This window comes from Solibacillus sp. FSL H8-0523 (assembly GCF_038051985.1).
Classification (GTDB): domain Bacteria; phylum Bacillota; class Bacilli; order Bacillales_A; family Planococcaceae; genus Solibacillus.
Genome location: NZ_CP150291.1, coordinates 3,058,842 through 3,081,838, shown reverse-complemented (window position 1 = coordinate 3,081,838; position 22,997 = coordinate 3,058,842). Strand labels below are relative to the sequence as shown.

Sequence of the window (22,997 nt, the reverse complement as noted above, 5' to 3'; positions counted from 1 at the left end):
TATGAGATGTCCAGCTTGTCAGTACAACGGTACACGTGTTGTCGATTCTAGACCTGTTGATGATAATAAAGAAATTCGTAGACGTCGTGAATGCGAATCATGTAGCTTTCGTTTTACGACATTTGAAAAAATTGAAGAAACACCATTAATCGTAGTGAAGAAGGACGGTTCGCGCGAAGAATTTAGCCGTGAAAAAGTACTGCGCGGTCTTATTCGTGCATGTGAAAAACGTCCAGTGGCACTAGACCAACTAGAAGAAATTGTACTTGCAATCGAAAAAGAGCTACGCCGTTTAGGGAACGCCGAAGTACGCTCAGAAGATGTCGGTGAAATGGTCATGGACCGTCTCGCGAAAATCGATGAAGTGGCTTACGTGCGCTTTGCCTCGGTATATCGCCAGTTCAAGGATATTACTGTATTTATCGATGAATTAAAAGAAATTATGACCCGTCAATCAGACGACAAATAAAGAAGGAGGGACGAAAATGGTTCACTTCCAAGAATTGCAGCCTACGGATCATTTTGAAATTACGCTCCCTCATGCACTTTCAACAAATGAACGTCAATTAATTACCTTGTTTTATCAGCCACTGACTGGTCCAACACCAGTCAGTTTGTATTTAACACTATGGGCCGAAGCCGAAAGCCACCAGGTGCAGGTAATGAATCATTATTATTTAATGCAAGTGTTATCACTGCCGTTAAAACAAGTATTTGAAGCACGCGTTGCATTAGAAGCCATTGGGTTACTTCGTACGTGGCGGAAAGATGTAGCGGATGGGCGCCATTTTATATATGAATTAATGCGACCAATGGATGCTGCGAGCTTTTTCAAAGATCCACTATTATCCATGTTCTTATTTAGTAAAATTGGTGAAGGGGCTTATCGTAAGCTGCGCCAACGCTTTTTAACAACGCCAAATAAAGCAAAATTTGATGAGGTGACGCGCACATTTACCGATGTGTATCGTCCAATCAATCAAAGTTTACCGGTGGATGATTTAGAGGAAAGCCAAACAGTAAAATCGGATTATCCGTTTTACTATGAAGAATTTGATTTTAAATTGCTGCAAGCAGGATTATCAGAGCAGCTTATCCCAAGTGCGGCTTTAACGCTTGAAGCACGTGATAATATTGCGAAACTCGCATTTTTATATCATTTAACACCACTGCAAATGCAAAAGGTTGTTATTACCGCACTCGATGAGCACAACAAATTAACGACAGAGCGATTAAAACGCGCAGCAGCGGACTTCTATAAGCTGACCGTGTCAACGGATGCACCGACTTTAACGAAAACATTTGAAACGCCAAACGATCCATTAGTTGCGGACAACCTATCAAAAGAGCAGGAGCTGCTACAGTATTTAGAAACAACAGCACCTGTTCAAGTATTACGTGATATTAACAATGGCAAGGAGCCTATTCCTGCGTCGATTCAGTTAGCTGAGGATTTAGTGATGAAGTACGGCATGCCAGTTGGTGTCGTCAATGTGTTGCTTGAATATGTCATGCTGTCAACGGATATGAAGCTGCCAAAAGCGTACGTTGAGAAAATTGCCGACCACTGGAATCGAAAGCAGTTGAAATCGGCGAAAGAAGCGATGGATTTAGCGCGTCAAGAACGTGACAAATACTCGCAGTGGAAGCAAGAAAGCACGCAGCCTAAACCGGCAGCACAAACGAAGAAGCCGGCGTATAATAACCGTAAAGGTGGCCGCGATGAGCAAGTCCCGGATTGGTTTTACAAACGCAATGAAGAGCCGCCACAAGAAAAACCACAAGACGTGGCAGTTGATTTTGAAAAAGAGCGCTTAAAAATATTACAAAAGCTTGATAAGGCAGGTGAATAACGATCGAACCGATTAACAATCAATTAAACGAAATAAAAAAGCGCATGCCTTCATTTGAGGAGCGTTTTGAAGCAATACGCCGCGAAACAATCGAACATCCAAAGGTACAGGAGTTTTTACGCGAGCATGAACAGCAGGTAACGAAAGAAATGGTTGATATTAGTCTTCCAAAGCTATCTGAGTATATTCAACAATCGATAACATGCTGTGGCTGTGGCGAGACGAAAAATTGTACAAATTTACTCAAGGGCTATATACCAAAGTTATATATTACACATAACGTAATCGATACGACGTACGTGCCGTGTGAGCAAAAGCTACGTGAAGACGAGCGTCGTGAAGTAGCGAACATGATTTCAAGTATGCATATGCCAAAGGATGTTTTAAAGGCAACATTAAAAGACCTAGCTATCGACAATCATTCACGTTTAACAATTGCTGATCAAGCAGCAGAGTTTGTCGCAACCTATAAGCGCACAGGTGAGCTACCGAAAAAGGGCTTTTACTTGTACGGTAAATTCGGTATCGGGAAATCATTCGTTCTTGGTGCGATTGCCAATGAACTTGCCTCATTAAAGGTGAAAACGGTAGTCGTATTCGTGCCGGAATTTTTACGTGAAATGAAAAATGCCATTGGGGATAATTCATTGAATGGGAAAATTGATTTCGTCAAAAAAGCACCGGTACTCATGTTAGATGATATTGGCGCAGAAACGATGTCAGCATGGACACGTGATGAAATTTTAGGAACAATCATGCATTATCGAATGAGTGAAGAGTTACCGACGTTCATTACCTCGAATTTTGACTACGCTGGTTTAGAGCATCACTTAGCACAATCACAGCGCGGTGATGTGGAAGTTGTTAAAGCAGCACGTTTAATGGAGCGTATTAAAGCAGTGACGATTCCAGTGCAAATGGATGGCGTAAACCGAAGGAATTAAATGGTTGAAAAAATTCATTTTTCCTAGTTGCGTTTTTCAAAAAACGGGCGTATACTTTTAACGTAATTACACAAAAAATGCAATGACAAGGACAACAAGTTTAACGAACTGGCTTTTAGAGAGGGAAGACATGGCTGCAAGCTTCCTAGCACAAGCGTTTCACTTTACTACCTTCGAGCAGTGGCGGGGCGAATCCGTCAACGTTTCTCAGTACGTTAACTGACCTAGAGCTTCTTATTCGCTTTATGCGGGAAGGAAGAAGGGTGGCACCACGAGCTTACAGCATCGTCCCTTTACCAGGGACGGTGCTTTTTATTTTGCCAAAAATAAGGAGGACAACACCATGTCAGAAATGATCAAATTAACTTTCCCAGATGGCGCAGTAAAGGAATTTGCCAAGGGTACATCTACATTAGACGTTGCCGGTTCAATTAGCCCAGGTCTAAAAAAATCAACATTAGCCGGTAAAATTAACGGCACATTAATTGATGCTAAAACAGGTATCGAAGAAGATGCATCAATCGAAATTATTACAAACAAATCACCAGAGGCGTTAGAAATCCTACGCCACTCTACTGCTCACTTAACAGCACAAGCAGTAAAACGTTTATTCCCAGACGCAAAATTAGGAATTGGTCCAGTTATCGATTCAGGTTTCTACTATGATATCGATTCACCAACACCGATTACAGCAGAAGACTTATCAGCAATCGAAAAAGAAATGAAAAAAATTATCGCAGAAAACATCGAAATCGAACGCAAATTAGTAACGCGTGACGAAGCACATGCGATTTACACTGAAGTGGGCGATGAGTACAAATTAGAATTACTTGATGCCATTCCAGCAGGCGAACAAGTATCAATTTACTACCAAGGCGATTTCTTCGATCTTTGCCGTGGGGTACATGTACCATCAACAAACAAATTAAAAGAGTTCAAACTATTATCTCTAGCGGGTGCATACTGGCGCGGGAACTCAGATAACAAAATGTTACAACGTATTTACGGTACGGCTTTCTTCACGAAAGATGAGTTAAAGCATCACTTACAAATGCTTGAAGAAGCAAAAGAACGTGATCACCGTAAAATCGGTAAAGAATTAGACTTATTCATGACGTCTCAAACAGTAGGCCAAGGTTTACCACTTTGGTTACCAAACGGTGCGACAATCCGTCGTACAATTGAGCGTTATATCGTAGACAAAGAACTATCTTTAGGCTACAAACACGTTTACACACCAGTGCTTGGTTCTAAGAAATTATACGAAACTTCAGGTCACTGGGAGCACTATCAAGATGGCATGTTCCCTCCAATGGAAATGGATAACGAAACACTTGTTTTACGTCCAATGAACTGCCCTCACCATATGATGGTATTCAAAAACGGCTTACACTCTTACCGTCATTTACCAATCCGTATTGCGGAGCTTGGTACAATGCACCGTTACGAAATGAGTGGCGCGGTATCTGGTTTACAACGTGTACGCGGGATGACGTTAAACGATGCGCACATTTTCGTACGCCCAGACCAAATTAAAGCGGAATTCAAAAAAGTAGTGGAGTTAATTTTAGAAGTTTACAAAGACTTCGATTTAAAAGACTTCTCATTCCGTCTTTCTTACCGTGACCCGAACAACACAGAGAAATATTTCGATGACGATCAAATGTGGGAAACAGCACAAGCAATGTTAAAAGAAGCAATGGATGAGTTAGGCTATGACTACTTCATCGCAGAAGACGAAGCAGCATTCTATGGTCCAAAATTAGACGTTCAAGTGAAAACAGCAATCGGTAAAGAAGAAACATTATCTACTGCTCAACTTGACTTCTTATTACCACAACGCTTTGACCTTTCTTACATCGGTGAAGATGGTCAACCGCAACGCCCAGTAGTTATTCACCGTGGTGTTGTATCAACAATGGAGCGTTTCGTTGCCTTCTTAATCGAAGAATACAAAGGTGCCTTCCCAACGTGGTTAGCACCAGTACAAGCAACAATCATTCCGGTATCAAATTCAGTACACTACGATTATGCGCGCGAACTACAAGAAAAATTACAAGCAGCTGGCGTACGTGTAGAGATGGATGACCGTGAAGAAAAATTAGGCTACAAAATCCGTGAATCTCAAATGAAAAAGATCCCGTACATGTTAGTATTAGGGGACAAAGAAGTAGAAGAAGGTGCTGTTAACATTCGTCGTTACGGCTCAAAAGATTCTGAAACGGTATCATTTGAAGAGTTCTTAACAAACATTAAAGCTGAAATTACAAAATAATTATTATTTGGACCCCTTACCTAAATGGAGACATTTAAGTGAGGGGTTTTTTAATGTGAATTGCTGTATCCGTAGCATTCTACCGACCTTAAGGAACTACTCCACATTGCAGATTTCCAAATTTTTTAAGATAAAAAGATGATTAAATTATTATATAAATAAAATTTTATTAATTATTATTAATTTTTGTTGCAAAAAAAACTTCAATGTGAGATAGTATGTAAGGTTAAGAAAAGAAATGTTCTTTTCAAAAATAAATAGTAATAGATTGTTGACATGAATTTGTTTGCGTGATATTATTGTTTAAGTTATGAATACTTAGTTAGCAAGTAGAGGCTGCCCGCTTCTCACCTGAATGATGCATTATGTTATCTACAGGTACAGACACGTTGAATTGTTTTGCGCTTTCATGCGTATGCACATATAGCGGGCGGACATCTCGAATGTCCGTCTTTTTTGTTTGCAAAAATAAAAAAGATTATATGGACATGACGTGGAGGTGTACCGTTCGACCGGGTTATACTTTACACCAACTCATGTATTCGCGACAAACCCTTGGAGGTGGATTATTATTAGCAAAGACATGTATGTAAACGAAGGCATTCGTGCACGTGAACTTCGTCTAATCGACCATAACGGTGATCAGCTTGGTGTTAAAACACGTAATGAAGCGCTAGAAATTGCTACTCGTGTTAACTTGGATCTTGTCCTTGTGGCCCCTCAAGCCAAACCACCAGTCGCTCGTATCATGGACTATGGTAAATTTAAGTTCGAACAGCAAAAGAAAGACCGAGAAGTTCGTAAAAATCAAAAAGTAATTTCGATGAAAGAGGTTCGTTTGAGCCCAACAATCGATGAACATGATTTCCAAACGAAACTACGTAACGGCATCAAGTTCCTTGAAAAAGGCGATAAAGTTAAATGTAGTATCCGCTTCAAAGGTCGTGCAATCACACACAAAGAAATTGGTCAGCGTGTGCTAGATCGCTTTGCTGAAGCTTGTGCTGAAGTATCTACGGTTGAACAAAAACCGAAGATGGAAGGCAGAAGCATGTTCTTAGTTCTTCAACCGAAGATCGAGAAATAATACGTATGTAGAAACAGTTTAGGAGGAAATCGACATGCCAAAAATGAAAACTCACCGTGGAGCTGCGAAACGTTTCAAAAAAACAGGTACTGGTAAATTAAAATTTGACCGTGCTTACGGCTCTCACTTATTCGCTAACAAATCTACTAAAGCAAAACGTCATTTACGTAAAGCTAAAGTTGCATCTTCAGGCGATTTCAAACGTATTCGTACATTATTAACTTACATGAAATAATCTTTGACCGTTTAAAAGGTTATTCACAAACAAAAATACAACTAATATTCGAAAGAATAAGCAGGAGGTAATTTCTATGCCACGCGTAAAAGGCGGAACAGTAACACGCGCTCGTCGCAAAAAAGTTTTAAAATTAGCTAAAGGTTACTACGGTTCAAAACATACATTATACAAAGTAGCTAACCAAGCAGTAATGAAATCAGGTCAATATGCATACCGCGACCGTCGTCAAAAGAAACGTAATTTCCGTCGTCTTTGGATCACTCGTATCAATGCAGCAGCTCGTATGCATGAACTTTCATACAGCCGTTTAATGCACGGTTTAAAATTAGCAGGTATCGAAGTTAACCGTAAAATGTTAGCTGACCTAGCTGTAACTGATGCAGCAGCATTCGCTCAATTAGCAGACGCTGCTAAAAAAGCAATCGCTAAATAATTTTAATTAATTATTTTATAAAAGACTGATAGGGAACTTTCCTTATCAGTCTTTTTTTAAATCCAGGGGGGATATCGTATGGCTTTAGCAGCACTTGCATATGTGGTGATCGTTTCACTCATTTTATGTGTATATATGTATTTAGATAAACAGCGTGCAAAAAACAAAGAATGGCGTATTTCAGAAAAAACCTTGTTAACACTAGGTTTTTTTGGTGGGGCATGTGGTGGTGTGTTAGGCATGTATTTATTCCGACACAAAACAAAGCACAATGCCTTTGCGTTTGGCTTTCCTTTGATGGCCGCGGTTCACGTTTTTCTATTAGTACAGCTATATAAAATGTAATCATTTAGTACAGGTTGAAAAACAATTAGAGGAAAATGGCTTTGTGAATATTTTATTTATGGTACTATCACTTAATGCAGCGCAGTATAAAGGATTTTTAGAATTTAAATACGCTATTTAATAAAGAAACATGCTATTTATCAATTGCCGATAAAGAAATGATTGGTTTGGTTGTGTCATCAAGGAATATCTTTAACTGCTTAACGTTACATAGCGATGTTTTGCGTGGGATAACAAAAGATCCAGGCTGAGTCGATCAACTTACGTATAATTATCGTACAGCGAAATTAACGGATAAACCTCAACCCAGGTCATTATGGACATAATCGATAAAAGACGGATGCTACAGTATTGGTAGCATCCGTCTTTTAATTTTAAAGTACAAAAAATAACAGTGTCAAAATGATAACGGCTGGTAGGAGCAATCGATTTTGGAGCCGTGATTGAGCTTTCAACCATTCTTCTTCATCGACTGTCACCAGTTGGAAAAATGGAGCTTGTTTTATGTCATTTATAATGGATCGAAATGCTACATTCAGACCGACTAATGAAAATCCAAATACAATAACTTTAGCCCATGTCGGTAAAATAAAAAACAGACCAATATTTATCGCGATTAGCTGAAGCGGTGAAATCAAATAATGTAATTTACGTAGCAACGTTTTATAAACTAAATTGTCAATGCGATGTTTGCTTAAAATAGTTCTTTTAGCCAGTAGAATGTAAGGCAGCCTTGTTTTGGCAGGCAAATAATAGCGCATTTCCATACTAAATAAATACAGGCGCTTCATCCATTGATAAAATGCCTCGTATTCCCAGCGAACCTCTGTTGTCCAGTAGCGATTGCTTAATACGAAACTCAATAATATCGCGTGTGCAATAATAAGTAAGGCACTATATCCCCAAATTGGTAATAGAAAAAGACTGAACGCAATAAGGGCATGATTGATGAATAACAGAGGCCATTTCATATACCACTTTTGGTATTTGTATAGAACGATGATGTGAAGCGTACTAATACTATTAAAAGCGAGAATAATTTTGAATAAGGGCAGTACAATAAAAGGAGAAGCGAGTAATAGTACGACAAATAGTACAAAATTATATCGTAAAAATGAATAGATATATCCGCAAAGTTTGACGTTACGTAATCTCGTGGCAATCTGCTTATAAAATAACAGGTCAGCGTCATATAAAAATAATCGCAAAGAAGAATTGATTAAAATAAAACTTAGTCCAAATAATAAAGCGAGTAATACATTGGGCTGAATTTCAATAGCTTGAAATGCGATTGAAATGTCACGATATAAGAAAAAGCTAATGACAACAGTGGGAAGTGCTATGTAAAGAAGTACCGTCCAATCAAAGACAGATTTAAAGAGTTTAAAATTAAAGTGATAATAGCGATAAAGTCGTTTTAAAAACATGACTATAACCTACCTTGTAACTCGTAAAAAATGTCTAATAAAGAAATTTGTTGTCCAACAATTTGCTGTAATTCGTGTAATGTTCCTTGTGCTTGTAGTTGTCCTTCATGCAATAATACATATTGATCACAAAGCTTTTCAGCCATTTCTAATTGGTGTGTACAAAGTAAAAAGCTCGAACCTTGTTGTTTACGTTCGCCGATTAGCGTAAGTAGTTCGCGCGTTGCTCGGGGATCAAGTCCCATAAATGGTTCATCTAATATGTAAAGCGGACGTTCGATTAAAAACGCTAACACAAGCATTACCTTTTGCTGCATCCCTTTTGAGAAGTAAATAGGTAAATCATCAAGGCGCTTGTCAATTTGAAAGAGCGTTAATAGATTCTGTGCTTTATGCCACAACGTATCATCTTGAAATTCATCAATTAAAAATTGAAGATGCTCGCGCAATGTGAAATGTTCGTATAATAATGGGCGTTCTGGTACATAACCGTATGAAGGAATGGAAACGTCACCTTCAAAATAAGGGATAACACCTAACATTGATTGAATGGTAGTACTTTTACCAGCACCATTGCCACCAATTAAGCCGACAATTTCACCGGGCTTTATTGAGAAATCGATCTGTTCAATACTTGGTTCATTTGTTGCATAGCCTGCTTTTTGAATATGTATGTCCATAAATTCACCTCAAATTACTATACGGCTATAGTAGCAATAAGTTTCAAAAAAATAGCGAATCGCATAGTTACGATTCGCTAATGAACGGTCAGTCTTTCATTAATTGTTCAATCGGATTTTTCCAATTAATCTTAGCATTTGGATAGTTCATTAAGATTTCTTTCTCCAGATAGACGAAATCTTCTTTCGTAAAGCCCTGTAGCTTCATCGCATCGTGAACAAATACAAAAATACTAATGACTTCAAAGGCATTTTCAGTTGTTCCTAAATATTTCTCACCTTCAAAAAAAGCCCCTTTATACGTAATGAAAAAGTTTTTTCGAATATTTTTCACGTCATCATAAAAATAATAATCGCCGTTTTCATGTGCCTCATCTAGCTTTCGTTTTGGGTCGATTAAGTAACGAACGCCTTTGTAGAATATGTAGATGATGAGGATGATGATCGCAAAGCGTAGAAATAATGCCACCTAAGTTCCTCCTTGCTTACTGTGTTTTCATGCTATACGATTAACTAGTAAGAAAAGTTTCATTTATTTTAGAAAAAGAGGTAATTTTTTATGGAATTTATTGAGTTATTTGACATGCAACGTGCATTAGACAAATTTATTGAAGAAACGCAAAACATCAACAAGGATGTATTCAACGAAAAGGGGTTAGCGCTCCTCGTTGAATTAGGAGAATTAGCAAACGAAACACGCTGCTTTAAGTTTTGGTCAACGAAAGGACCATCTGAAAAAAGCGTCATTTTAGAGGAGTTTGTGGATTCCATTCATTTTATGCTGTCACTTGGTTATATGCGCGATTTCACATTAGAGGAGTGGCCGGTCGTTGAGAAGGAAGCGGATTTGACACAAGCATTTATCGATGCCACGCAAACGGTATTAACATTTTTGCAGCAACAAACAGAAGGCAACTACAAAGCAATTTGGAAGCAATATAGCTTAATTGCTTATAACTTAGGCTTTACGGTAGAAGATATTATTGAAGCCTACAAAGAAAAAAACGAGAAAAACTATGAGCGTCAGCGTAACGGTTATTAACTGTTGAATTTTGAATAGTTGCACAAAACTATTTCACTTTTCGAAATAATATCGTTATAATAAAAGGTGAATCTATTTAGGAGGCAATTTCTTATGACAAAGCTTGATCCAACATTACAAATGTTCAAAGATTTAACGGATGCAAACGGTATTCCAGGGAACGAACGTGCGCCTCGTGAAGTCATGAAAAAATACATCGCGCCGTACGCGGATGAAATTGAAACAGATAACTTAGGTAGCTTAATCGCTAAAAAAGTGGGTGACGAAAACGGTCCAAAAATCATGGTTGCCGGTCACTTAGATGAAGTCGGCTTCATGGTAACGCGCATTGATGATAAAGGGTTCATTTTCTTCCAAACAGTAGGTGGCTGGTGGAGCCAAGTGATGCTTGCTCAGCGCGTAACGATCACAACACGTAAAGGCGAAGAAATTATTGGGGTAATCGGTTCAAAGCCACCTCATATTTTACCTGCTGACCAACGTAATAAAGTAGTAGATGTGAAAACAATGTTCGTTGATATCGGTGCGACTTCTAAGGAAGAAGCAATGGAGTGGGGCATTCGTCCAGGCGACATGATCACACCATATTTCGAATTCCACGTCATGAAAAATGAAAAGCATTTATTAGCAAAAGCATGGGATAACCGTATTGGCTGTGCGATCGCAATTGATGTTTTAAAAGCATTAAAAGGTGAAACTCACCCGAACGTTGTATACGGTGTTGGGAATGTACAAGAAGAAGTTGGCCTACGCGGTGCGAAAACGTCGACATTCAAAGTACAACCAGATATCGGCTTCGCAGTAGATGTTGGTATTGCTGGGGATACACCAGGTATAACAGCAAAAGAATCAACGTCTAAAATGGGTGCAGGTCCACAAATCGTGATTTTTGACGCTTCAATGGTATCGCACACAGGCTTACGCGAATTCGTATTAGATGTGGCAGAAGAAGCAGGTATCCCGTACCAATTCGAAGCAATCGCTGGCGGTGGTACAGACGCTGGTTCTATCCACATCACACAAAACGGTGTACCAGCTCTTGCAATCGGTATCGCAACACGCTATATCCACTCACACGCAGGCATTCTGCACCGTGATGACTATGATAATGCGGTGAAGTTAATCGTTGAAGTGATTAAGCGTTTAGACCGTGCAGCAGTGGATAAGATTAAATTCGACTAAACTGCATAAAACGCCATAATTTGGTACCACTTATACTATAATAAAAGGTAGGTTTGTTCTTATTTAGAACGAATCTGCCTTTATTCAATTTATAAATATACATATAGAAAGGGGGATTTTGATGGAAATCATTTGGATCTTGCTCGCACTGCTCTTTATCTTTTTAGGCTTCGCGATGACGAAGCTAAAATGGTATTTTTTAATTTCAGGCTATAACACAATGACCAAGGAGCAAAAGCAAAACGTTGATGTCGAAGGGATGGCAAAGCTATTCGGCTTGTATTCTTACGCACTCGCAGCATTATTTATTGTCATTGGTATTGTGGCGTACTTAGAGTATACCAATCTGATACTACCGCTTGTTGCACTTATTGTTGTTTTTACAGTAATCGTTGTCGTGAAAGCGCAAAAGTACAATCACAACTTAGTTGATGAAAACGGCAAGTGGAAGAAGGGCGCGAGTAAAAACTTTAAGCGTCCGGCGATTATTTCAATAATTACGCTTATTGGGGTAGCGGTGATTTTCTATTTTGCCCTACAGCCAACCGAAGTGAGCTTAACAGACGATGCGATTGAAATTGCGGGCATGTATGGAGATACGTATGAATTTGCAAAAATGAAGCAGCTGACCCTGTTAGAGGAGCTTCCTGAAATCGCAATGCGTACAAATGGCTCAGCGGTAGGCTCGAAGCTTGAAGGATATTTTAAATTTGAAAATGGTGAGAAGGCAAAGCTTTTTGTTGATAAAAAATTTCCACCATTCATTCAATTTACTAATGAAGGCAAAACCGTCATTTTCAATTTATCAACAGAGGCTGAAACGCGTGCACTGTATGAAAAGCTAAGCAATCAGACAAAATAAAAATGCGGCGTTCCTCAACTTGTGAGCGAATGCCGCATTTTTTTATTTTACACCGTGCAGTTCTGAAATTTTTGTTTGGATGGATTCCGTAAATTCCTTTGTTGCTTTTGGTACGAAGTTTTCTAATACCGAGTTGATCATCATGCCCATCATGCCACCAGCTGCTAAATCTAAGCTACCTGTTACTTCAGCTTGTGTATCACCTGCAATTTTGAAATAGCCATTACCATTAAAATTGTCTGAAATGCCCTTTAAATCAAATTTCACATCAGTTGGTTCCACTAAATCGGCAACCGTTACACCCAGTTTGATCGTTTTTTTCGTAAAGCCTAAATCCGCTAAAAAAATCCAAGTAAATTGATTATCACTTTGAACCTCATGTGCGATGTATCCTGGAATTAATGGCGCCCAGTTTTCATACTCCTTTAAAAAATCCCATGCAGCGTTTGGTGCTGCGTTTACCATCACATTATGCGTTGCTTGTGGCATGAACGATTCCTCCCCGAATTGTTTAGACTAAGTAAAATATTCCCAAAGAATATCTTGACTTTATTATGCTAGAAAAAGAATGGTAATTCAATGGTTTAAGTCTTAATTTCTATAAAAACATTAAAATTTCTCCTTTAGGTAAAATTCTTATTCTAAATCCATAAAAACCGAATATGTATAATTATCGAATAATTTAATTAATTATAAATATTTATATTAATTCGCTTGACTTTATATTTATGCATATGTAAAATAAAAATCAACATAAACATTACAGAGGTGTGTAAGACATGAAATTATTAGAAGAAGTGCAGTTAAAGCCAGTCGAAAGCCTAAAGGGTAAGGACTTACTAACGCTGCTAGATTATACGAGTGAAGAGGTACAACAGTTACTGTCACTAGCAACGCAGTTAAAAACGATTACAAAAGCGGGCAAATGTCCTCGTCTACTAGAAGGTAAGACGCTCGGCATGATTTTTGAAAAAAGCTCGACTCGTACGCGTGTCTCATTTGAGGTTGGCATGCAACAGCTAGGTGGCTACGGTATGTATATGAATGCACGCGATATGCAAATTGGACGCGGGGAGCCGATTCCAGATACGGGCCGTGTGTTATCAGGCTATTTAGATGGCATTATGATCCGAGCAAACTCACATGCGATGGTAGAAGAGTTAGCTGAATATGCATCGATTCCAGTAATCAATGGATTAACGGATATTGATCATCCTTGCCAAGCATTAGCAGACCTTGAAACAATTGCTGAAAATAAAGGCGAGTTAAAAGGCTTAAAAATTGCATATGTAGGTGATGGAAATAACGTTGCACATGCATTAGTAGTTGCAGCAGCACATGTTGGCATGCATGTTTCAATCGCGACACCAGAAGGCTATGAATGTGACGATACGATTATTGAAAAAGCGCAAGAACTTGCAGCGCGTAATGGCAGTATCGTTTACGTTACAAACGATCCAGTAGAAGCAGTGAAAAATGCTGATGCGATTTATGCAGACGTTTGGACGTCAATGGGGCAAGAGGAGGAAACAGAAAAGCGCTTAAAAGACTTTGCAGGCTACCAAATCAATGATGAATTGGTATCACATGCAAAGCCAGACTATATGTTCCTTCATTGCTTACCAGCACACAGAGAGGAAGAAGTTGCGACATCAGTTATTGATGGACCAAATTCTTATATATTTGAGCAAGCAGAAAACCGTCTGCATGCCCAAAAAGCAGTATTAGTATCTTTATTAGCTTAAAGATCAACTAGATAAAGTGTGCTACGGGTTGTAGTGTTTATCTAGTCAAAAATGTGCAGCACTTGTAAGCAGGTAGGGCGAGCAAGTGAGGTAGTAGAACAAAACCTTTTGAAACGGGAGACGCTGTGACAAAAGGTGGCGTTCTACAGTGATGTCTGTATTCAAGATGGAATGCCCCATCACTACATAGAAAAAGCAATCCGGGAGACGCTGGATTGCTTTTTTATTTTTTCGTCTAGGCTAAAGTGCTTTTGTTATTTAATACGGCTTCCCGTCTAAAAACGATCCGTTACGATAGCTTTCAAACGCTTCAATAATTTCTTGTTCGGTATTCATTACAAAAGGTCCGCGTGCGACAACGGGTGCTTTAATCGGTTCGCCTGCAAAGACGATGAATTTTGCGTTGTTTGTAGCGATAAATGCAATCGAGTCGTCTTGCTCGGCCTGTTCGAAATGAATGACATCGAATGTGTTGATTTTCTGTCCGTTTACTTCAACATCGCCTTCAAGTACATATAAATAGCTGTTATAGCCGGCTGGAATCGTTATTTCGTTCGAAGCACTTTGAACAGTTACGGCTGTGTATAGAAACGGTGTGAATAATTTCATTGGAGAAGCGACGCCGTTCACTTCACCAGCATACACTTCAAATTTCCCACCATCGAATTCAAGTACGGGAACGTCAGCGTATTTTAAATCCTCGTACTGTCCTTCAACTTTTTTATGTTCTGGTGAGAGGTTCACCCATAGCTGTAAGACGCGAACTTCCTCGCCACGGTCTGGGTTTTCATTGTGAATGATGCCACGACCGGCCGTCATAATTTGAAAATCACCTTCTGCTAAGCGACCGCCACCACCAGTGCGACTATCATAGTGCTCTAAGCTACCTTCAAGCACATACGTCACCGTTTGAATCCCTTTATGTGGGTGGTCGGCAAATGTGTTATGTGCAAATTTGTCATCCGCTAAAATGATGAATGGGTCATTGTCCATTAAATCGTCTGGACGTAATGTATAGCGCAAGTTACGGCCATCACTTTTTTGTAAATCAATATGCTGCGTTGTTTTAATCGTTAACATGAAATTCCCCTACCTTTATGAGTATTTGTGAACTAAAGCATACGCGTTGTATACTTGTATCATAGTAAATTTACTTATGACCTACAATGAACAGCTAGCTTCGTTCGTTGTGTAAGCAACACTTCGCAAATATTGTTGGGAAAAGAGGGGATTTTCATGGTGAAAGCAACCGATCCACGAACGATTCGTACACGCCAGTTAATTATAGATGCCTTTAATGAGCTGCTTGTCACAAAAGGCTTTGAACAGATGACGGTTAAAGATATTACCGAACGCGCAACGATTAACCGTGCCACATTTTACGCACATTTTGTTGATAAATATGCCTTGCTTGAAGAAGTCTTAACAGAATTAATCGAGCGAATTATGAAGGAAAGTTTAGAGGGAATCGAGACAGAAGAACTGTCTGAACAGGTAGTTGTACAATATTTTTTAGGCATCGTGCGTGTGCATGATCAAATGTATGCCAATTGCCGAAGAGGTTACAATTCGTTTACACATACAATTGATGAAAAATTAAAACAGTATTTAGTACAAGCGATTGAAAAAAGATTGCCAACCGAACACAGAGCCAATGCGGTAATAATTGGCTGGGGACTGTACGGCATGTATAGCGATTGGGACCATCATAAAGGTGGGGATGCAGCAATCTATGCTAAACAAGTCGCACAGCCCCTCCTGTTATTAATTTAAAAAACCACACCGTGTTGTCTGACACGGCGTGGTTTAAGAATCATTCGTAATTTACAGCGTAATCGCTTGATTTAATCCATTTAAATTTACGTTCAAATAGCTTTAATAATATTAAATTTAAAATGATGGGTAGTGCGATAAATATTGTTAATGACAACGTAATCGATGTCATATTCCAGCCTACTAAATCAAGGTATTTTAATGGGCCAACAAAGCCACCTAACCCGAATCCTGCACTATACGGCGTACCAACAATTTCAAAGTATCCACCAAGTGCGCCTAAAATCGCAGCGGTAATAATCATAGGAAAGGCAATCGTTGGCTTCATAAAGAAGTTACGCATTTGAATTTTCGCTGAAACGACATGTGCAATGGCTGTACCAAAGTTGTTTGCACGGTAACTGGCGATACACATCCCAACCCCAGAAGCACAAACACCTAAGTTCGCTGTACCAGCACCAATACCTGACAGCATAATTACCGTTGCAACACCAATTGTAGAAATTGGTGAAATGATAAGCACTGCGAAAATCATCGCAATAATTGACCCCATTAATACGGGTTGTAGTGATGTTGCATACATAATCACTTCCCCAACCCAACCTGAAGCTGATTTTACATAAGGTAGGAAGGCCGCCCCAACTAAGCCGGGTACAAACATTGTTAATGCCGGCATCGCAATCAGTGTGAAATCCTTTAAATGATTGCCTAAAAATTGAACGAATAAAACAGCAAGTGCTGCTGTAAGACCAATATTAATTACGACCCCAATCCCCGCAAGTGTTAATGTACCTTCTTGCATCGTATAAACGCCACTCCCGATAAAAGAAGCAAGTCCGACACTACATGTTTGAATTGGTGTTAGCTTAAAGCAAATTCCTGTCATCACACCAATTACAACTGGTAGTAAACTCATAGCAATAATCGATGTATCTAAAACAATTTGTAATTGTGGTACATATGGAATAATGAGCTTTAAGATTTCTCCGACCAGTGCGTTCGGAATTAAACAAACGACAATCCCCATACTCATTCCGGTTAATACATTATTAATAAAATTTTTCATAAACTCATTTCCCTTCTAGCGTAATGCGTCTCTAAGTTGATGTGCTTTAGTGTAATACTAGAATAATAATCTTTCAATAGTGAATATTCTGAAATTTAAATCAATTAACTGGAAGTAATTATGATTTTGTAGTTTTATAGCAAATTTTTAAGTTGGAGTAGCGAAAAAGTTCATACAAATTTCAATGTGAAAAGTTAATTTTCAGAAAAAAGAGGGTGTTTTTGAAGAGGAGGGTAGAAGTATTTTACAAATAATTACACTGGAAGAGGGGTGGGGCGGTAGTAGAGGTTAGTGAAACGTTCAAAATTATGTACCTTATCCATCGAGTAGTGATGATGTCTTGAATGTATCAAAAGAATAATGGGGAAATCGACGCGACGAACGCGTCGATTTTTTTAGTGCGCAAATTTCTTAGCTAATTGTTCTGCAAATTGTGTTCTTTCTTGTTCTGTTGCGGATTGCCACCAAGTTTCTAAAAATACACCTAAGCCAGGTAGTAAATGTTCCTCTCCGCGATTAATCGCATCGTTTACGATATCCTGAAACTCTGCTGCATCTGAGCCCGACACATTGGCGGTAATTGCTTGTCGAATTTGAAAATCCATTAAAAACGCCTCCTTTTTAAGATGAAATGACTGTTATAACAGTGTCTAGGCTAAAGCGACAGCCCCTCGGACATTTCGAACCCTCATGCAAAAGTGGGAGAGCGTTTACTTTTGCGTCGGGCCATCTAATGCCTCTCGGAGCTTAAAGGGCGCTTTAGCGCTTTTCCTATGAAGTCTGTTCCAACGAAATCATTTTTATACATGACATCTCGTTATGGAATCTTCTCTATTTATGATAGAATAAAATTTCGAGTACTTATAAAGGACGGGAAATTATGAAACGAATTGAATCAACTCAAAATGCATTAGTTAAACACTGGAAAAAGCTTGCAACCCAACGTAAAGAACGTGAAAAATCAGGCGAATACATTATCGAAGGCTTCCACTTAGTAGAAGAGGCCTTAAAGCATAAAGACCAAATAGTACAAATTATCGTGCGTGATGGTGTAGATTTACCATTATTATGGGCAATTGATGATGTCGTACTAGTACATGTGAATGATGCAGTCGCGAAAGAAATTGCAGAAACTGAAAATTCACAAGGTGTATTTGCGCACTGTAAGCAACGTGAAATTTCAGAAGATGAGAAATACGATTGGCGCAAAGTGTTATTAGTAGATGCCGTACAAGACCCGGGGAATATTGGTACGATGATTCGTACAGCGGACGCTGCGGGAATCGATGCAGTTGTATTAGGAAAAGGCTGTGTGGATGCATTCAATCCAAAAACATTACGTTCAGCACAAGGCTCTCATTACCATATCCCAGTCGTGCGCGGAGACTTAATCGAATGGATCGAGCAATTACAGCAAGATGATGTGAAAGTGTACGGCACATCATTAGAAGAATCGATTTCTTACAAGGAAGTTGAGCCAAGTAATGCATTTGCACTAATTGTAGGGAATGAAGGTAGTGGCATCAATCCACAAATTTTAGCGAAAACGGATCAAAACGTCATCATTCCAATTTTAGGTGGCGCTGAATCATTAAACGTTGCTGTGGCAACAGGAATTTTATTATATGCTTTTGTAAAATAAATTTTGGGGAATGATAAGTATAGTGCTTATCGTTCTCTTTTTTATTTATTAGCTATTATTGGGAATTTAATGTTAAAAAAATCCAACGGTTACAAGCTATGGATTGTTCTGATAGTTCTGAAAAAAATTACTTTAAGAAGTTCATAGAAATGTCATTTTTGACACAGTGATTTTTAATGCTCGTAATTGCGCGGTTTTACTGTGTTTGTCATCATTATTTCAAAATAGGGAAAAATATTAAAGAGAAAATAGTCATAAACAAGGCATTTTTCCAATTTGATGTTTTGACACTTATTTGATGTTTCACTAAAATCGAGGAAGGTTAGAAAATTAATTAACGCAACATGCTAAGCAAAGTAATATTATTTATTTGGAATCGTTATAAAACGGTTTCATTTAAAAAACATACATACCCAATCATTGTGTATGTATACCAGGAATATATTTTTTGTTTTCTACTATTGCCATAGTGGGAAAGGCAGAAACATTTTCCCATGACATGCATAACTTTTATTATTTTGTTTTGCATTGCTTGCAGGCTTTAACACAATTCTAACAAGCTCTATTTATTGGAAAGGAGTCCAACTATGAAAAATTTGAAGGGAACTTTACTCTCTTTCATGGCTCTAGGTGCGATGTTATTAGCAGGTTGTAATGACAAATTAATCGTACTAGATCCAAAAGGTCCTCAAGCACAACGTCAAGCAGATGACACAATGTTATTAATTTACGTTATGGGTGCGATCGTGCTTGTCGTATTAGCTATTATGGTATTTATGTTAGTGAAATACCGTGCTTCAAAACAAAGTGCTGATTACGAGCCACCGCACATTCACGGTCACTGGCTTGTAGAAACAATTATGATCGGGATTCCGGTTCTTATTGTAATTGTCTTATCTGTAGTGTCTGTACGTAGTAACTACATCGTAGAATCTACTCCACAAGGCTTCGAAGATAAGGAACCAATCGTTATTTATGCTTCATCATCTAACTGGAAATGGCATTTCAGCTATCCAGAACAAGGTATTGAAACAGTAAACTATGTTAACTTCCCAGCTGATCGACCAGTTGAATTCAAATTATATTCTTTCGGTCCGATTTCAAGTTTCTGGATTCCACAATTAGGTGGTCAGAAATACGCGATGGCAGACATGGTAACAACTTTACACTTAGCTGCTGACAACCCAGGCGAGTTCTGGGGACGTAACGCGAACTTCTCAGGTCGTGGTACAGCAGAAAACTTATTTGATGTACAAGCAATGACAAATGCTGAATTTGACGAGTGGGTAGCAGAAGTTCATGCAAATGCTGAACCTATCACTGAAGAAAAATTCACAGAATTACTTGAGCCAGGTCACCTTGGTAAATCAACTTACACTGGAACTCACTTAGAGTTCTCACCAGCTCCTCATCACGATCATGATGATGAAGAAGCAACTGAAGAAGAAGGACATTCTTCTCACGAATAATCAAGTATCAAACTTGAAAGGAGTACTACAATGAGCGAATTTTTTGCACAGTTTGCGGTTCCACACCCAAGCACATTAATTTATATCGCAATGGCTTCTATCATCCTTGGTAGTATTGCTCTAGTAGCAGTCGTTACGTACTTTAAATTATGGGGCTATTTATGGCGTGAGTGGATCACAACTGTAGACCATAAAAAAATCGGTATCATGTACCTTGTTACAGCGTTATTAATGCTGTTCCGTGGTGGTGTCGATGCAGTAATGATGCGTTTGCAGCTTGCTGTTCCTGAAAATACTTTCTTAGATGCACAGCACTATAATGAAGTATTCACAACACACGGGATTGTAATGATCCTGTTCATGGCAATGCCATTTATCACATTCTTCTTTAACTTCTTAGTACCATTACAAATCGGGGCACGTGACGTAGCGTTCCCACGTTTAAACAACTTAGCGTTCTGGTTATTCTTCATGGGTATGGGATTATTCAACATCTCATTCATCGTGGGTGGTTCTCCAGATGCAGGATGGACTTCTTACTTCCCATTAGCGGGTAATGAATTCTCTCCACATGTTGGTACAAACTATTACATGTTATCACTGCAAATTGCAGGTCTTGGTACATTAATGACTGGTATTAACTTCATTACAACAATTATGAAAATGCGTGCCCCAGGTATGACATTATTCAAAATGCCAATGTTCACTTGGTCAGCACTTATTGCAAACTTAATTATCGTATTCGCGTTCCCAGTATTAACAGTAGCATTAGCTATGGGTACGATGGATCGTCTATTCGATACAAACTTCTTTACTACTGGTAACGGTGGTATGGACATGCTTTGGGCCAACCTATTCTGGGTTTGGGGTCACCCAGAGGTTTATATCTTAATCTTACCGGCATTCGGTATTTACTCTGAGATTATCTCAACATTTGCTCGTCGTAACTTATATGGTTACACGTCAATGGTTTGGTCAATGGTTGTAATTTCAATCTTCGCGTTCGCTGTATGGACTCACCATTTCTTCACAATGGGTCAAGGTGCATTCACGAACTCAATCTTCTCGATTACAACAATGGCAATCGCAATCCCAACCGGGGTTAAGATTTTCAACTGGCTATTCACGCTCTACAAAGGGAAAATTGTGATGACAACACCAATGTTATACACAATGCACTTCATTCCTTTATTCACACTTGGTGGTGTAACAGGGGTTATGCTTGCGATGTCAGCAGCTGACTACCAATACCACAACACAATGTTCTTAGTAGCCCACTTCCATAACGTAATCATCCCTGGTGTTGTTTACGCGATGTTAGCAGGTTTAACGTTCTACTGGCCAAAAATGTTTGGCTTCATGCTTAACGAAAAAATCGGTAAAGCAACTGTTTGGGTAATGTCTACTGGTTTCGTACTATCATTCATCCCAATGTACATTACAGGTCTTGATGGCCAAGCTCGTCGTATGTACACATTCTCAGAATCTACAGGATTCTCAACTTTAAACATGGTAGCGTTCATCGGTGCCGGTATCATGACAATTTCATTCTTAATGTTAGTTTGGAACATCTGGTACAGCTTTAAAAACTCTTCACGCGATATTTCAAGCGACCCTTGGGATGCACGTGGTCTTGAATGGGCGACTCATACGCCAATTCCGCACTACAACTTTGCAATTACTCCAGACGTATCTGATGCAACTTCAGAAGCATTCTGGGATTCTAAAAAACATGGTGTTAACCTGTTTAAAGGTAAAATTGAAGAAATTCATATGCCTAATAACTCAGGTCAACCGTTCATTATGTCTGTATTCTTCTTCATCTTATCGTTCGCAATGGTATTCAGTATGTGGTACTTAGCAATCTTCGGTTTAATCGGAGTTCTTGCTTGTATGGCATACCGTTCAATGGAAGACGATCATGGTTACCATATCCATGTGAAAGAAATTGAAGAAGACGAGAAAAATCACGCTAAAAAAGGAGGTGCGAAATAATGGGTAAGGTTAACAACAATGTTCCATTAGAGTACTCTACTGAGGAAAACAACCTGAAAATCTTTGGTTTCTGGGTATTCCTAGGTGCGGAAATTATGTTATTCGGTACATTATTCGCATCATACTTCACATTAGTTGACCGCACAGGTGCGGGCCCAACTGGTGCGGAAATTTTCGAAATTACACCAGTGTTAATCGAAACATTCGTTCTTTTAACATCAAGTTTTACAATTGGTTTAGCGATTCATGCAATGCGTCTAGGTAGTAAAAAAGGTACAATTTCATTTATGGCAATTACACTTGCTTTAGGTCTTGTATTCTTAGGCGTTGAGATTTATGAATTCGTACACTATGTACACATCGGTGCAGGTTTAACAGTTAGTGCCTTCACTTCAATATTATTAACAACGTTAGGAACACACGGACTACACGTAACAATGGGCTTCTTCTGGGGTTCATTCCTGATTTATCAAATTGCGAAACGTGGTCTAAACTCAGTAACAGCGGGTAAAACATTCGTCTTCTCACTTTACTGGCACTTCCTAGATGTTGTATGGATCTTCATCTTCAGTTTCATTTACCTGAAAGGAATGATGTAATCTATGGCTAAGTTCTTTCCAATGGGCCAAATTATGGGCTTTGTGTCTTCACTAGTTTTAACTGTAATCGCGCTACTTGTATACTATACGGACATGTCATTCACAACAGGAATGATCGTACTTTTAGTAACAGCTTTCTTACAAGCAACATTACAGTTCGCCATCTTCATGCATGCTGGTGAAACAGAAGATCGTTGGTCGATTTACTCAAACATCGTTTACGGTTTAGGTTTAGTAGTTGTTACAATTCTTGGTACACTTTTAATCCTTCTTTGGGATATGTAATCAAACTTACTTCAACTAGTTGAAAAATTGTCGAAAATCAAGTAGACTAGTTGAA

Annotated in this window: 25 protein-coding genes and 1 other annotated feature; of the genes, 18 read left to right on the top strand and 7 right to left on the bottom strand. The window is 38.8% G+C overall.

Going from position 1 to position 22,997, the window contains the following annotated elements; translation table 11 throughout:
- The first annotated feature begins 1 nt into the window (after position 1).
- The 8 genes from nrdR to NSQ62_RS15355 all read left to right on the top strand — a co-directional run bounded on the left by nrdR (position 2) and on the right by NSQ62_RS15355 (position 7,175).
- Positions 2 to 469, top strand: a complete 468-nt coding sequence (nrdR, locus tag NSQ62_RS15390; protein WP_341321015.1) for a transcriptional regulator NrdR — start codon at positions 2 to 4, stop codon at positions 467 to 469.
- Positions 470 to 485: 16 nt separating this feature from the next.
- Positions 486 to 1,853, top strand: a complete 1,368-nt coding sequence (locus tag NSQ62_RS15385) for a DnaD domain protein (protein WP_341321014.1) — start codon at positions 486 to 488, stop codon at positions 1,851 to 1,853.
- Positions 1,854 to 1,855: 2 nt separating this feature from the next.
- The gene (gene dnaI, locus NSQ62_RS15380; protein WP_341323950.1) at positions 1,856 to 2,797 is read left to right on the top strand and encodes a primosomal protein DnaI; all 942 of its coding nucleotides are present in this window, start codon (positions 1,856 to 1,858) and stop codon (positions 2,795 to 2,797) included.
- Between the two features lie 343 nt (positions 2,798 to 3,140).
- A complete protein-coding gene (gene thrS, locus NSQ62_RS15375) occupies positions 3,141 to 5,072 on the top strand; it encodes a threonine--tRNA ligase (protein ID WP_341321013.1) in 1,932 nt (643 codons plus the stop codon).
- Positions 5,073 to 5,393: 321 nt separating this feature from the next.
- Positions 5,394 to 5,537 (top strand) — a sequence feature (ribosomal protein L20 leader region).
- 118 nt (positions 5,538 to 5,655) lie between these two features.
- A complete protein-coding gene (gene infC, locus NSQ62_RS15370) occupies positions 5,656 to 6,159 on the top strand; it encodes a translation initiation factor IF-3 (RefSeq protein WP_341323949.1) in 504 nt (167 codons plus the stop codon).
- Between the two features lie 34 nt (positions 6,160 to 6,193).
- A complete protein-coding gene (gene rpmI / locus NSQ62_RS15365) occupies positions 6,194 to 6,394 on the top strand; it encodes a 50S ribosomal protein L35 (protein ID WP_036156293.1) in 201 nt (66 codons plus the stop codon).
- 76 nt (positions 6,395 to 6,470) lie between these two features.
- Positions 6,471 to 6,830 carry a 50S ribosomal protein L20 gene (rplT, locus tag NSQ62_RS15360; protein WP_341321012.1) on the top strand — a complete coding sequence of 120 codons (360 nt, stop codon included), beginning with the start codon at positions 6,471 to 6,473 and terminating at the stop codon, positions 6,828 to 6,830.
- Positions 6,831 to 6,908: 78 nt separating this feature from the next.
- Complete coding sequence (locus NSQ62_RS15355) at positions 6,909 to 7,175, top strand: DUF1294 domain-containing protein (RefSeq protein WP_341321011.1); 267 nt, start codon at positions 6,909 to 6,911, stop codon at positions 7,173 to 7,175.
- Between the two features lie 374 nt (positions 7,176 to 7,549).
- Here NSQ62_RS15355 and NSQ62_RS15350 read toward each other — a convergent pair whose 3' ends face one another.
- The 3 genes from NSQ62_RS15350 to NSQ62_RS15340 form a co-directional block, all read right to left on the bottom strand.
- On the bottom strand, positions 7,550 to 8,602 hold the full coding sequence (locus NSQ62_RS15350; RefSeq protein ID WP_341321010.1) for an ABC transporter permease: 1,053 nt from the start codon (positions 8,600 to 8,602) through the stop codon (positions 7,550 to 7,552).
- Between the two features lie 2 nt (positions 8,603 to 8,604).
- Complete coding sequence (locus tag NSQ62_RS15345; RefSeq protein WP_341321009.1) at positions 8,605 to 9,282, bottom strand: ABC transporter ATP-binding protein; 678 nt, start codon at positions 9,280 to 9,282, stop codon at positions 8,605 to 8,607.
- 88 nt (positions 9,283 to 9,370) lie between these two features.
- Positions 9,371 to 9,751 (bottom strand): sigma-w pathway protein ysdB, encoded by a 381-nt coding sequence (locus NSQ62_RS15340; protein WP_341321008.1) that lies wholly within the window; start codon positions 9,749 to 9,751, stop codon positions 9,371 to 9,373.
- 90 nt (positions 9,752 to 9,841) lie between these two features.
- On the opposite strand from NSQ62_RS15340, the gene NSQ62_RS15335 reads away from it, so the two are divergent.
- The 3 genes from NSQ62_RS15335 (at position 9,842) to NSQ62_RS15325 (ending at position 12,368) form a co-directional block, all read left to right on the top strand.
- Positions 9,842 to 10,324, top strand: a complete 483-nt coding sequence (locus NSQ62_RS15335) for a dUTP diphosphatase (protein ID WP_341321007.1) — start codon at positions 9,842 to 9,844, stop codon at positions 10,322 to 10,324.
- A gap of 93 nt (positions 10,325 to 10,417) precedes the next feature.
- On the top strand, positions 10,418 to 11,506 hold the full coding sequence (locus NSQ62_RS15330) for a M42 family metallopeptidase (RefSeq protein WP_341321006.1): 1,089 nt from the start codon (positions 10,418 to 10,420) through the stop codon (positions 11,504 to 11,506).
- 121 nt (positions 11,507 to 11,627) lie between these two features.
- Complete coding sequence (locus tag NSQ62_RS15325; protein ID WP_341321005.1) at positions 11,628 to 12,368, top strand: DUF3784 domain-containing protein; 741 nt, start codon at positions 11,628 to 11,630, stop codon at positions 12,366 to 12,368.
- A gap of 42 nt (positions 12,369 to 12,410) precedes the next feature.
- On the opposite strand, the gene NSQ62_RS15320 is transcribed toward NSQ62_RS15325, so the two are convergent.
- Positions 12,411 to 12,857: an SRPBCC domain-containing protein gene (locus NSQ62_RS15320; RefSeq protein WP_341321004.1), complete on the bottom strand. Its 447-nt coding sequence runs from the start codon at positions 12,855 to 12,857 to the stop codon at positions 12,411 to 12,413.
- A gap of 290 nt (positions 12,858 to 13,147) precedes the next feature.
- Here NSQ62_RS15320 and argF point away from each other — a divergent pair, with 290 nt between their 5' ends.
- Positions 13,148 to 14,113 (top strand): ornithine carbamoyltransferase, encoded by a 966-nt coding sequence (argF, locus tag NSQ62_RS15315; protein ID WP_341321003.1) that lies wholly within the window; start codon positions 13,148 to 13,150, stop codon positions 14,111 to 14,113.
- 258 nt (positions 14,114 to 14,371) lie between these two features.
- Here argF and NSQ62_RS15310 read toward each other — a convergent pair whose 3' ends face one another.
- Complete coding sequence (locus NSQ62_RS15310) at positions 14,372 to 15,193, bottom strand: pirin-like C-terminal cupin domain-containing protein (protein WP_341321002.1); 822 nt, start codon at positions 15,191 to 15,193, stop codon at positions 14,372 to 14,374.
- Positions 15,194 to 15,349: 156 nt separating this feature from the next.
- On the opposite strand from NSQ62_RS15310, the gene NSQ62_RS15305 reads away from it, so the two are divergent.
- Positions 15,350 to 15,886 (top strand): TetR/AcrR family transcriptional regulator, encoded by a 537-nt coding sequence (locus tag NSQ62_RS15305; protein WP_341321001.1) that lies wholly within the window; start codon positions 15,350 to 15,352, stop codon positions 15,884 to 15,886.
- A gap of 40 nt (positions 15,887 to 15,926) precedes the next feature.
- On the opposite strand, the gene NSQ62_RS15300 is transcribed toward NSQ62_RS15305, so the two are convergent.
- Positions 15,927 to 16,952 (bottom strand): PTS sugar transporter subunit IIC, encoded by a 1,026-nt coding sequence (locus NSQ62_RS15300; RefSeq protein ID WP_341321000.1) that lies wholly within the window; start codon positions 16,950 to 16,952, stop codon positions 15,927 to 15,929.
- 395 nt (positions 16,953 to 17,347) lie between these two features.
- Complete coding sequence (sspI, locus tag NSQ62_RS15295) at positions 17,348 to 17,557, bottom strand: small acid-soluble spore protein SspI (protein WP_341320999.1); 210 nt, start codon at positions 17,555 to 17,557, stop codon at positions 17,348 to 17,350.
- A gap of 275 nt (positions 17,558 to 17,832) precedes the next feature.
- Between sspI and NSQ62_RS15290 the strand changes: the two genes are divergently transcribed.
- The 5 genes from NSQ62_RS15290 (at position 17,833) to qoxD (ending at position 22,942) form a co-directional block, all read left to right on the top strand.
- The gene (locus NSQ62_RS15290) at positions 17,833 to 18,594 is read left to right on the top strand and encodes an RNA methyltransferase (RefSeq protein ID WP_341320998.1); all 762 of its coding nucleotides are present in this window, start codon (positions 17,833 to 17,835) and stop codon (positions 18,592 to 18,594) included.
- A gap of 587 nt (positions 18,595 to 19,181) precedes the next feature.
- The gene (gene qoxA / locus NSQ62_RS15285) at positions 19,182 to 20,063 is read left to right on the top strand and encodes a cytochrome aa3 quinol oxidase subunit II (RefSeq protein WP_341320997.1); all 882 of its coding nucleotides are present in this window, start codon (positions 19,182 to 19,184) and stop codon (positions 20,061 to 20,063) included.
- A gap of 30 nt (positions 20,064 to 20,093) precedes the next feature.
- The gene (gene qoxB / locus NSQ62_RS15280) at positions 20,094 to 22,058 is read left to right on the top strand and encodes a cytochrome aa3 quinol oxidase subunit I (RefSeq protein WP_341320996.1); all 1,965 of its coding nucleotides are present in this window, start codon (positions 20,094 to 20,096) and stop codon (positions 22,056 to 22,058) included.
- Positions 22,058 to 22,657 carry a cytochrome (ubi)quinol oxidase subunit III gene (locus NSQ62_RS15275; protein WP_341320995.1) on the top strand — a complete coding sequence of 200 codons (600 nt, stop codon included), beginning with the start codon at positions 22,058 to 22,060 and terminating at the stop codon, positions 22,655 to 22,657. Before qoxB ends, NSQ62_RS15275 begins: the two co-directional genes overlap by 1 nt.
- 3 nt (positions 22,658 to 22,660) lie before the next feature.
- Positions 22,661 to 22,942 (top strand): cytochrome aa3 quinol oxidase subunit IV, encoded by a 282-nt coding sequence (qoxD, locus tag NSQ62_RS15270; RefSeq protein WP_341320994.1) that lies wholly within the window; start codon positions 22,661 to 22,663, stop codon positions 22,940 to 22,942.
- Positions 22,943 to 22,997: the final 55 nt, after the last annotated feature.

Coding starts and splice junctions, on each gene's coding strand:
- NSQ62_RS15300 (WP_341321000.1), bottom strand. CDS start 16,952: ATGAAAAATTTTATTAATAATGTATTAACCGGAATGAGTATGGGGATT.
- qoxB (WP_341320996.1), top strand. CDS start 20,094: ATGAGCGAATTTTTTGCACAGTTTGCGGTTCCACACCCAAGCACATTA.
- sspI (WP_341320999.1), bottom strand. CDS start 17,557: ATGGATTTTCAAATTCGACAAGCAATTACCGCCAATGTGTCGGGCTCA.
- thrS (WP_341321013.1), top strand. CDS start 3,141: ATGTCAGAAATGATCAAATTAACTTTCCCAGATGGCGCAGTAAAGGAA.
- rplT (WP_341321012.1), top strand. CDS start 6,471: ATGCCACGCGTAAAAGGCGGAACAGTAACACGCGCTCGTCGCAAAAAA.
- infC (WP_341323949.1), top strand. CDS start 5,656: ATGTATGTAAACGAAGGCATTCGTGCACGTGAACTTCGTCTAATCGAC.
- NSQ62_RS15350 (WP_341321010.1), bottom strand. CDS start 8,602: ATGTTTTTAAAACGACTTTATCGCTATTATCACTTTAATTTTAAACTC.
- NSQ62_RS15345 (WP_341321009.1), bottom strand. CDS start 9,282: ATGGACATACATATTCAAAAAGCAGGCTATGCAACAAATGAACCAAGT.
- qoxD (WP_341320994.1), top strand. CDS start 22,661: ATGGCTAAGTTCTTTCCAATGGGCCAAATTATGGGCTTTGTGTCTTCA.
- NSQ62_RS15320 (WP_341321004.1), bottom strand. CDS start 12,857: ATGCCACAAGCAACGCATAATGTGATGGTAAACGCAGCACCAAACGCT.
- NSQ62_RS15385 (WP_341321014.1), top strand. CDS start 486: ATGGTTCACTTCCAAGAATTGCAGCCTACGGATCATTTTGAAATTACG.
- NSQ62_RS15355 (WP_341321011.1), top strand. CDS start 6,909: ATGGCTTTAGCAGCACTTGCATATGTGGTGATCGTTTCACTCATTTTA.
- argF (WP_341321003.1), top strand. CDS start 13,148: ATGAAATTATTAGAAGAAGTGCAGTTAAAGCCAGTCGAAAGCCTAAAG.
- NSQ62_RS15325 (WP_341321005.1), top strand. CDS start 11,628: ATGGAAATCATTTGGATCTTGCTCGCACTGCTCTTTATCTTTTTAGGC.
- NSQ62_RS15335 (WP_341321007.1), top strand. CDS start 9,842: ATGGAATTTATTGAGTTATTTGACATGCAACGTGCATTAGACAAATTT.
- NSQ62_RS15305 (WP_341321001.1), top strand. CDS start 15,350: ATGGTGAAAGCAACCGATCCACGAACGATTCGTACACGCCAGTTAATT.
- nrdR (WP_341321015.1), top strand. CDS start 2: ATGAGATGTCCAGCTTGTCAGTACAACGGTACACGTGTTGTCGATTCT.
- NSQ62_RS15310 (WP_341321002.1), bottom strand. CDS start 15,193: ATGTTAACGATTAAAACAACGCAGCATATTGATTTACAAAAAAGTGAT.
- rpmI (WP_036156293.1), top strand. CDS start 6,194: ATGCCAAAAATGAAAACTCACCGTGGAGCTGCGAAACGTTTCAAAAAA.
- NSQ62_RS15290 (WP_341320998.1), top strand. CDS start 17,833: ATGAAACGAATTGAATCAACTCAAAATGCATTAGTTAAACACTGGAAA.
- NSQ62_RS15275 (WP_341320995.1), top strand. CDS start 22,058: ATGGGTAAGGTTAACAACAATGTTCCATTAGAGTACTCTACTGAGGAA.
- NSQ62_RS15330 (WP_341321006.1), top strand. CDS start 10,418: ATGACAAAGCTTGATCCAACATTACAAATGTTCAAAGATTTAACGGAT.
- qoxA (WP_341320997.1), top strand. CDS start 19,182: ATGAAAAATTTGAAGGGAACTTTACTCTCTTTCATGGCTCTAGGTGCG.